9 protein-coding genes and 2 pseudogenes are annotated in these 9,143 nt (G+C 71.6%); 3 read left to right on the top strand and 8 right to left on the bottom strand.

Annotated elements, in window-relative coordinates; genetic code table 11:
- Positions 1-266 precede the first annotated feature (266 nt).
- The gene (locus ACH4TV_RS17350; RefSeq protein WP_056789649.1) at positions 267-872 is read right to left on the bottom strand and encodes a hypothetical protein; all 606 of its coding nucleotides are present in this window, start codon (positions 870-872) and stop codon (positions 267-269) included.
- A 167-nt stretch (positions 873-1,039) separates the two neighbouring features.
- Here ACH4TV_RS17350 and ACH4TV_RS17345 point away from each other — a divergent pair, with 167 nt between their 5' ends.
- Positions 1,040-2,254 carry a helix-turn-helix domain-containing protein gene (locus ACH4TV_RS17345; RefSeq protein WP_398398797.1) on the top strand — a complete coding sequence of 405 codons (1,215 nt, stop codon included), beginning with the start codon at positions 1,040-1,042 and terminating at the stop codon, positions 2,252-2,254.
- Positions 2,255-2,305: 51 nt separating this feature from the next.
- Here the strand turns inward: ACH4TV_RS17345 and ACH4TV_RS17340 are convergent.
- From ACH4TV_RS17340 to lgt, 4 genes and pseudogenes are all read right to left on the bottom strand, one after another.
- Positions 2,306-3,047: pseudogene (locus ACH4TV_RS17340) on the bottom strand (IS5 family transposase); the annotation flags it as partial.
- Positions 3,048-3,301: 254 nt separating this feature from the next.
- The gene (locus ACH4TV_RS17335) at positions 3,302-3,835 is read right to left on the bottom strand and encodes a DUF5753 domain-containing protein (protein WP_398398795.1); all 534 of its coding nucleotides are present in this window, start codon (positions 3,833-3,835) and stop codon (positions 3,302-3,304) included.
- A gap of 59 nt (positions 3,836-3,894) precedes the next feature.
- Entirely contained in the window at positions 3,895-4,317 is a 423-nt protein-coding gene (locus ACH4TV_RS17330; RefSeq protein ID WP_398398793.1) for a DUF6069 family protein, read from the bottom strand.
- 35 nt (positions 4,318-4,352) lie between these two features.
- A complete protein-coding gene (gene lgt, locus ACH4TV_RS17325; RefSeq protein ID WP_398398791.1) occupies positions 4,353-5,219 on the bottom strand; it encodes a prolipoprotein diacylglyceryl transferase in 867 nt (288 codons plus the stop codon).
- Between the two features lie 178 nt (positions 5,220-5,397).
- Between lgt and ACH4TV_RS17320 the strand changes: the two genes are divergently transcribed.
- Both ACH4TV_RS17320 and ACH4TV_RS17315 read left to right on the top strand, forming a co-directional pair.
- Positions 5,398-6,624 carry a sensor histidine kinase gene (locus tag ACH4TV_RS17320; protein WP_398398789.1) on the top strand — a complete coding sequence of 409 codons (1,227 nt, stop codon included), beginning with the start codon at positions 5,398-5,400 and terminating at the stop codon, positions 6,622-6,624.
- Between the two features lie 24 nt (positions 6,625-6,648).
- The gene (locus tag ACH4TV_RS17315) at positions 6,649-7,296 is read left to right on the top strand and encodes a response regulator (RefSeq protein WP_398398787.1); all 648 of its coding nucleotides are present in this window, start codon (positions 6,649-6,651) and stop codon (positions 7,294-7,296) included.
- 38 nt (positions 7,297-7,334) lie between these two features.
- Here ACH4TV_RS17315 and ACH4TV_RS17310 read toward each other — a convergent pair whose 3' ends face one another.
- The 3 genes and pseudogenes from ACH4TV_RS17310 to ACH4TV_RS17300 form a co-directional block, all read right to left on the bottom strand.
- Entirely contained in the window at positions 7,335-7,691 is a 357-nt protein-coding gene (locus ACH4TV_RS17310) for an immunity 51 family protein (RefSeq protein ID WP_398398786.1), read from the bottom strand.
- Between the two features lie 61 nt (positions 7,692-7,752).
- Positions 7,753-8,874: a sensor histidine kinase gene (locus ACH4TV_RS17305; protein WP_398398784.1), complete on the bottom strand. Its 1,122-nt coding sequence runs from the start codon at positions 8,872-8,874 to the stop codon at positions 7,753-7,755.
- Between the two features lie 2 nt (positions 8,875-8,876).
- Positions 8,877-9,143: pseudogene (locus ACH4TV_RS17300) on the bottom strand (hypothetical protein); the annotation flags it as partial.

Below are 9,143 nucleotides of genomic sequence, written 5' to 3'. Positions count from 1 at the left end.
ACCAGCCGCGACCCACACTGCAGACCCGCCAGCACCAGACCATCAGCAGGTACAAAGCTAGAGATAACACCGTACTAAAGATGAAAACGACCTCTTAGAGACCATCTCATTTGGCGAGTCTGCGGTAGCAGATGAGGGTGCAGGCGATGCTGGTGAAGGCCAGGAAGTGGTCGCCGCCGGCGGAGCAGGTGGGCACGTCAGCGGCGCGCCCGGGTTCCGGCCGCGCCGCTGACGAGCTGTGGTCAGCCCTCGGGAGAGCCCCCGGGTCAGTGGAGCTTGTTGACGGCGGTCTTCGTCGTGGTGCGGAAGGCGGTCAGCGGGGCGTCCTCGAGGTCGCCCATCTGGCCCCAGCGGACGAGGGTGACGGTGCGGCCGTCGCGGCCGACGGAGAACAGGTGGATGTCGGAGATGCCGATCTGCGGGTCGGCGGTGTCCAGGCTGTAGACCCAGGCGCCCTCCTCGACGGCGAGCTTGCCGTGGGAGGCGCTGACGGCCTGCAGGCCCGGGTTCTGCTGCTCCAGCAGGGGGCCGCAGCCGGCGAGGGCCCCGCGGAGGGTGTCGACCAGCTTCACGGCGTCGGCCTCGGTACGGGCGACGGTGGTGACCTGGACGCCGTTGGTGTCGAGCTCGGTGCTGAACTCGCGGTAGCGGGTGTTCTGCGCCGGGATCTTGTACGGGGCGCAGAGGACGCCGCCGTTCTCCGGGACGCCGGTGAAGACCTGGGTGGCGGTCCACGGCGTCGACGACGGCGGCATCTGGGAGGCGGCGAGGAAGGCGGGCTGGGCAGCGGCCTGCGCCGGGGCTGTGGCGAGGGCCGCGAGGCCCAGTGCGGCAGCGGCTGCGGTGGCGAGTGCGGTGCGGAGCTTGTTCATGGTGGTGGATCCCCCGTCGGGTCGTTCGTTCGGTCAGTGCTCAACCAGCGTGGGGCCAGCGCCCGCCGGCTGCAACGATCACGCGCCCACCAGCCGTCCCGGAACCATTCCACCCCCGCTGACGTGCAAGGACGTGAAGGATGGGACGCAGGGTCGAGGGGGATGGAATGCCGAAGGACGCCGCCGTCGAGGAGTTCGCGGGGCTCGTGCGCGCGCTGAAGGCGCGGGACGGGAGGAGTTACGAGGCGCTGGGCCGGCGGCTGAGCGTCAGCGCGTCCACCCTCCACCGCTACTGCTCGGGCGCGACCGTCCCGGAGGAGTTCGCCGTGGTCGACCGCCTCGCCCTGCTGTGCGGGGCGGACGAGGAGGAACGGCGGGCCCTGGAGGCGGCCTGGACGGAGGCGGACCGCGCCCGCCGCCGAGCGGCCTCGCCCGCGCCCACGCCTGTGCCGGCCGTGTCGGCCGCGCCGGAATCGAACCCGGAACCGTCCGCGCCGGAACCGGGCCCCGGCCCCGCCCCGGACCCGTCCGCCCCGGACCCGTCCGCCGCGGATCCGTCCGCGCCGGAGGCGCCCCGCGCCCGCCCCCGTCGTGGCGCCCCCGCTCCCCTCCTCGTCGCCGCCGCCGTCGCCCTCGTCGTGCTCGCCCTCGCCGCCGCCCTGCTCGGCCACCCCACCCGTACGGCTTCCGCCCCCGCTCCCGCTTCCACCGCTCCGGGGCGGACCGCGGCCCCCCTCCCCTTCACCTGGAGCATCGGTTCCCAGCTCTGGGAGGGCGGCTGCGGGCACACCTACCTCGTGGACCGGGCCCCCCGCGCGGTCGCCCCGCCGCCGGTCGCGGCCGACTCCGGGGCGTGGGCCGGGACGCACGGTGCCGTGCACGGCGGGGAGGCGCTGGTGCGGATCACGGTCCAGGGCCGGTCGCCGTCCGACGCCGTCGTCCTCCATGCCCTGCACGTGCGCGTGGTCGACCGCGCCGCGCCGCTGCCGTGGAACGCGTACCGGATGGACAACGGCTGTGGCGGCGCCGTCACCCCGCGCCACTTCGCCGTGGACCTCGACCGGCCGCGCCCGCTCGCGAGGCCCGTCGACGGCCTTGACGCCTCCGGCGCCGAGGTCCGGAAGATCCCGGCCGTCTCCTTCCCGTACAAGGTCACCTCCTCCGACCCCGAGGAGCTGCTGGTCTCCGCGCGGACGGCGGGCTGCGACTGCCGCTGGTACCTGGAGCTGGAGTGGAGCGCCGAGGGCCGTACGGGGACGGTGCGGATCACGGACGGCGGGAAGCCGTTCCGCACGAGCGGGACCAGGGGGAGGCCGGCGTACGTGCACGACTCCGCCGAAGGGCGCTGGATCACAGACTCGGACTCTGGACAGACCGGGTGACCGATGAGTAACTTCGACTGACATAGGCTGAGCAAGCGCTTAGAGACCATCTCATTTGGCGAGTCTGCGGTAGCAGATGAGGGTGCAGGCGATGCTGGTGAAGGCCAGGAAGTGGTCGGCTTTGCGCTCGTAGGGGCGGTGGAGGCGGCGGCATCCAGCGAGCCAGCCATCGTGCGTTCCGCGGTCCAGCGGTGGCGGCCCAGGCGTTGTGAGGACTCAACTCCCTTGCGGGAGATGCGGTGGGTAATGCCTCGCCCGCGTAACCATCGTCGCAGGTGGTTGTAGTCGTAGCCCTTGTCGGCGTGGAGCTTGCCAGGCTTGCGCCGCCGTCGGCCACGGCGCGAGCGGATCGGCGGGATGCCCTTCACGAGAGGGATCAGGGCCTGGCTGTCATGCAGGTTGGCCCCGGAGATTCCGACGGAGATGGGCAGACCGGAGCGTTCCGTGATCAGGTGGATCTTCGAGCCGTACTTGCCCCGGTCGACAGGATTCGGACCTGTCAGGTCCCCCTTTTCAGGGCTCGCATGTTCACCGAGTCGATCGCGCACCGCGACCAGTCCAGCTCGCCACGAGCCCCGAGTTCGTCGAGGACCAGGCGGTGGAGCTTGGCCCACACCCTGGCCTTCGACCACTCCGAGAACCGCCGGTGGGCCGTCGCCCCGGACGGGCCGAACGACGCGGAAGGCAAATGCTGCCAGGTGCAGCCCGACGTGGCCACGAACACGATCGCGGCCAGCACCTCCCGGTCACCGTGCCGCCGCCGGCCACCACCTTGCGGCCGCGACGGCCTGGGAAGTCGGCACGCTCACCGGGCTGTACGCGCCGAGCATGCTCGTGAGTCTCCGTGACTGCTTCCGGTAGCCGTCGCGTGAACGGCTGATCCACTTCAGAGCCCCGTGCCCGTCACCCAACCAACAGGGCGGTGGGCACGAGGTGTTGCCGAGACCATCCAAGGTGGGTGGTCACTCGCGGAGATCCACGGTTTGTCTCCCCTGGCTGTGCCTTCCCCCTCTGCACGTGCTGCCACCGCCCCTCTCGGCTCGGGCTTCATCTCACGGACTCAAGGGCCCTTGCGATGCAGGCTCTTGCGTCTGCGCCGTGCACCGCGATCGGAGAGAGCTTGGCGAACGCCTTGAGATAGGTGTGGATCTCTCCTGGAGCCGTGATGTTGACCTCGGCCGTCAAGGTCTCCACCGCTACTTGGCGGTCGTCGAAGGCGTAGAACGCTTCCAGCGGCCACATGGTGCGACGGGCCGTGAAGGGGATGATCCCGAGCGACACGTTCGGCCGCGACATGATCTCCAGCAGGTATCGGAGTTGCCCGCTCATCGCCACGTCGTCACAGACCCGGTAGTACAGGACCGTCTCTTCCAGCAGGAGTCCGAACCGGTGGTCGCCCTCATGCACGACGCGAGAGCGGTTCAGCCGTGCCTGTACGGCGTCGGCCACGTCGTCGGGGGTGCCCTGGAAGTCGGTGATGGACCGCAGAAGCCCTGTCGCGTACTCGGCGGTCTGGAGCATTCCGGGAACCAGGTTCGAGGCGTAGACGCGGAAGTGTTTCGTGCGCTGGTACAGCGGCACGGTCTTTTCGTGGACGCGCCGCAGGCCGTCGCGGTGGATGTGGCCGGGCCGGCGTGTGGTCAGCGCGTCGGGCTCAGTGGCATGACCCTGCGGTACGTCGGCACTGCGATCACCGCGACCACGACGTGCATCAGGAGGAGCGCCACCACGCCGGTCACCTCGCCCTTGCCGAACTGGAAGAAGTCCGGGACGAAGGACAGCACGACGACCGAGGGGACGAGCCGGCCGAGCAGCCGTTCGGGATCGGGGGAAAACCTGCGGACGAGGGCCCATCCGGCGGATCCCGCCAGTACTCCCAGCGTGGTCAGAGGGACGTACGCCGAGGGCTCCAACGGTTGGAAGTCCTCCGGTGCACCCACCGCGTGCGCCAGCACAGCGATCAACGCGTTCGCCAACGAGGACAGCAGGACGGCGGCCAGCACGCCTCCCGCCACCACGAGCGGACCCCGACGTGAGGAAAGCGACTCAGGGACAGTGGACATGGCAACTCCAGGTGGTGGGAGGGGATGGGACGTGGTCAGTTCTTGGGGTTACTGGTGGCAGCCGCTTGCTGGAGGACCCGGCCGGCGTCGTCGCCGTCACCCCTGTCGGTCGCGCGCCGTGTCGCGGTCACGAGGTGGGCGGCGGCGGCCGCGAGGACCAGCAGGGCGGTCCAGTCGTTCAGGCGCAGGCCGAGGATGTGGTGGGCCTCGTCCACCCGCAGGTACTCGATCCAGAAGCGGCCTACGCAGTAGGCGGCGGCGTACAGCGCGAACGCCCGGCCCCGGTCGAGACCGAAACGGCGGTCCGCCCACACGACCAGGGCGACCACGCCGAGACACCACAACGACTCGTACAGGAACGCGGGGTGGTAGGTCGCAAGGTCTGGGGTGGTCTCGGGCCGGTGTGCGGGGTCGATCTCCAGGGCCCAGGGGAGGGTGGTCGCCCGCCCGTAGAGCTCCTGGTTGAACCAGTTGCCCCAGCGGCCGATGGCCTGGCCCAGCGCGATGCCGGGAGCGACGGCGTCGGCGAACGCGGACAGGGCAACGCCCTTGCGGCGGCAGCCGATCCAGGCTCCGACGGCCCCACCGGCGATGGCGCCCCAGATACCGATGCCTCCGTCCCAGATGTACAGGGCCTTGACCGGATCGCCGCCCTCACCGAAGTACCGCTCCCCGGAAGTGATCACGTGGTAGAGGCGGGCACCGACGACGCCGAAGGGGATCGCCCACAGGGAGATGTCCGCCACGACGGTCTTCTCTCCGCCGCGTGCGGCCCAGCGACGGCCGCCCAGCCACACCGCGGCGACGATCCCGAGGATCAGCATCAGCGAATAGCCGCGCAACGGCAGCGGGCCCAGGTGGACCTCGCTGATGGACGGGCTGGGGATGAAGGCCAGGGGCACTGGTGGATCCTCACGAGGGGCGGTGGAGCCGCAGGCCGTCGGCCGCGGGGCTGATCGTCGCCGCCCGCGCCCCTCCCGCACATCGACCGGTCGACGTGTCCTTCGTCCACCGATCGGTGGACCCGTCTCCACCGGCCGGTTGATCCGCCCGCTGCGCTGCTGCGCCTACCCTTCGGGCATGGCACTGCAACAGGCGTGGGCGCGGGAGCGGTGGAAGGCCGTCGGGCAGCATGCCTTCTTCGCCGCCGTGCTCGCCCTGTCCATGTCGGGTGCGCTGGCCGGGGCGGACACGACGACCGGCGCGGCGCTGTCGCGGATCGGCCCGGCGGTGGGGCTCGCCCTTTGGTACGTGTACTGGATCGCGCTGCGCGGCGGAGCCGGTCGCCCGCCACTCCCCTACCTTGTCGGGGCCTTGGCCGGGTGGGCGGTCATGGCCGTCGTGGATCCCGCGTTCCTCCCGGTCGCCGTGGCGGTGCTGAGCCCGTACTGGCTGAGGCGGGCCTGGTGGTCGGCCGGCGGGGTGCTGGTGCTGGGCGCCGCCTGGTCGTGGCAGAACATCACCACGGACGGCCCCGTCGACGTGCGGACGCTCACGGGATGCGTGCTCGGCACCGCGGTGGCGGTCACCATCACCTGCTACGTCGCCACCCTCGACCACGAGAGTCACAAGCGGCAGCGGCTCCTGGACGAGCTCACCGCCACCCAGGCGGAACGAGCGGCGGCGGAACGCCAGGCGGGCACCTTGGCCGAACGCCAGCGCCTGGCCCGGGAGGTCCACGACACGCTGACCCAGGGGTTCGCGTCCATCGCCATGCTGCTGGACGCCGTACGCGACGACCTGCCGCCGGCCTCTGCCGCGGCCCGTCGCGTCGAGCAGGCCATGCGGACGGCCCGGGACAACCTCGTGGAGAGCCGCCGCCTCGTGCACGCCCTCCGCCCGGCGCCGCTGGACCGCACGCACCTGGCGGACGCGGTCCGCGAACTCACCGCCCGGCTCGCGGAGGAGACCGGCACCGAGTCCTACACGGTCGTGACCGGCCGGCCGGCCGCCCTGCCTCCCGCCACCGAGGGCGAGTTGCTGCGTGTCGTACAGGAGGCACTGACCAACGCCCGACGGCACGCCCGCGCGACGAGTGTCTCGGTCACGCTCTCGTACCTCGGCGACGTCCTGGCGATCGACATCCAGGACGACGGCAGCGGTTTCGCGCCCGCTGCCCGGCATACGGGCGTCGGCCTGACCACCATGCGGGAGCGCATCGCCGCCGTGCACGGCACGTTCGCGGTGGAAAGCGCCCCGGGCGAGGGGACGACCGTCGCCGTCACGGTGCCGCTGCTGGCCCAGCCTGCGTCCTCCTCCGAACCCTCAGCCGTGTCAAGCGCCGAACGGATGGCCCCGGCATCATGAGGACTTCGACATGAGGACTTCCCCATGAGAACTTCGGCCGGTCCCACCATCCGGGTCCTCCTCGCCGACGACCACCCCGTGGTCCGCGACGGGCTTGCCGCCATGCTGGCCACCCAGCCCGACCTCACGGTCGTCGGCGAGGCCGCCACCGGTGCCGAGGCACTGCACCGGACCGCGTCACTCGCACCCGACGTCGTGCTGATGGACGTACAGATGCCCGGCATGGACGGCATCGCCGCGACCGCCGCCATCCGCGCCGCCCACCCCGAGGTGCGGGTACTCGTCCTGACCACCTACGACACGGACGCCGACATCACCGCGGCTGTCGACGCGGGAGCGGTCGGCTACCTGCTCAAGGACACCGGACGGCACGAGCTCTGCGAGGCCGTCCGCACCGCCGCCCGGGGAGGTTCCGCGCTGTCGCCCACGGTGGCCGCCAAGGTCCTCGCCCATCTGCGCGGCGACCGGGGGGCCGGTTTGTCCGGCAGGGAACTCGAAGTCCTGTCCGCCGTGGCCCGGGGGCAGAGCAACAAGCAGATCGCCCGTGCCCTGCGCCTGTCCGAAGCAACGGTCAAGACCCATCTGCTGCACATCTACGCCAAGCTCGAGGTCGGCGACCGGACCGCCGCTGTCACCGCCGCGCTGGGCCGGGGAATCATCCGCATGGATTGAAGGCCCTGCCGGAGCGTTACCCATCGGCACGGCGAGACTCAGTCGAACCACTCCGGCTCGCCCGCGTCGATCAACTCCCCCAGCAGACGGTGGTCCTGAAGCGCCTGCACCAGCAGCGGCGCCAGGGCCTTCAGGGCGTCCGCGTCCTCGCCGTACGCGACGCACATGCCCGCCTCGGGGTCGAGGCCGAAGCGGTCGGTCAGTTCGGGGGCGTGTGAGCGCACCGCGGATCGTGCGACGCCGGCCCAGCCGTACCCGTTGCCTTCGTACCCTCGGTCCGCGAAGACCTTCTCGGTGTCCAGCATGTGCTGGTCAGTGAGCATGAGGCAGAAGTTGCCGGGCTTGTGGTCGTACTCGAAGAAGACCAGGGGGGCGAAAGCGTCACGATCAGTCATGTGCCGACCTTATGGGTCGCCACTGACAATCGAACACGACTTCGCGCCGAACCGCCCGGCCTCAGACGCCGGTTCGGCCGGAGACAGGCAGCGTCACCTCGAAGCTGCACCCGCCAGGGATGTTGCGTACGGTGGCGCAGCCCTGGTGGGCCTCGACGATTCCCCGGACGATGGCGAGGCCGAGGCCCGCGCCGGCCGGGGGCGTGCGGGCGTGGGTGCCGCGCCAGCCGGTGTCGAAGACCCTCGGCAGGTCCTCAGCCGGGATGCCGCCACAGCCGTCCGTCACGGACACGACGGCCCCCTCGGGCGAGCGCCGGGCCGCGATCGCGACGGTGCCGTCCGCCGGGGTGCGGCGGATCGCGTTCACCAGCAGGTTGCCGAGCACCCGGCTCATCTCCTTGCCGTCCACCTCCACCGGCACCGGCTCGATGCGGTCGCCGACCAGCCTGACCCCGTGTTCACGGGCGAGCGGGTCGGCGCCTGCCAGGGCGTCGCCGATCAGGTCGTAGAGGGAGATCCGGGAGCGGGTGAGGGCGAGGGCGCCCGCGTGGATGCGGGAGAGCTCGAACAGGTCGCCGACCATGCCGTTGAGGCGCTCCACCTCGGTACGGATCTGGCGGAGGTAGCGGTCGGGGTCGGCGGCCACCCCGTCCTCCAGTGCCTCGGCCATGGCGCGGAGGCCGGCGAGCGGGGTGCGCAGGTCGTGCGAGATCCAGGCGACGAGTTCGCGGCGGGAGGACTCCAGCGCGCGTTCGCGTTCCCGTGAGGCGGCGAGTTTCGCACTGGTGGCCGCCAACTCGCGGCTGAGCGCCGAGAGTTCGGCGGTGGCCGGGCCGACGGGGGCCGCGAAGTCGCCGCCGTCGCCGAAGGAGCGGGCGGCGAGCTGGAGAGCGAGGCTGCGGGCGACGACCCAGCGGCCGAGGAGGAGGGCGGTGGCCAGGGAGACGACGGCGGCCATCGCGACGACCGTCGTGACGACGCTCAGGTCGTGCGGGGACAGGAACATCGCCCACGCCACAGCCAGGGTGCCCGTGAGCATCGCGGTCACCGCGACCGCCGCCACGACGGTGAGCGACGTGGTGAACGAGCGGCGCCGCAGCAGCCACAGCGCGACCGCACCGAGCAGTCCGGCCGCCCCGGCGCCGACAGCGGCGAACAGGGCTATCAGCAGGGTGTCGCGCACGGTCAGCCTTCCTCGGTGTCGGCAGACGCACGGGCGTGCCCGACGTCGGCGGGTGTAGGGGCGTGCCCGACGTCGGCGGACGTACGGGCGTACCCGACGTCGGCGGACGTACGGGCGTACCCGACGTCGTGGGACGTACCGGACGGCCCGGTGTCGTGGGACGTACCGGACGGCTCCGCGTCGGCAGACGCGCCGGGCTCCCCGGCGCCGACGGACGAACCAGCCGGTCCGGCGTCGGCAGATGTGCCGGACGTCCCGGCACCGCCGGA

It is taken from the genome of Streptomyces sp. NPDC020898 (genome assembly GCF_044333925.1).
Classification (GTDB): Bacteria; Actinomycetota; Actinomycetes; order Streptomycetales; family Streptomycetaceae; genus Streptomyces.
Note: the sequence above shows the minus strand (reverse complement) of the source record. Positions and strands in the feature narration are given on the sequence as shown.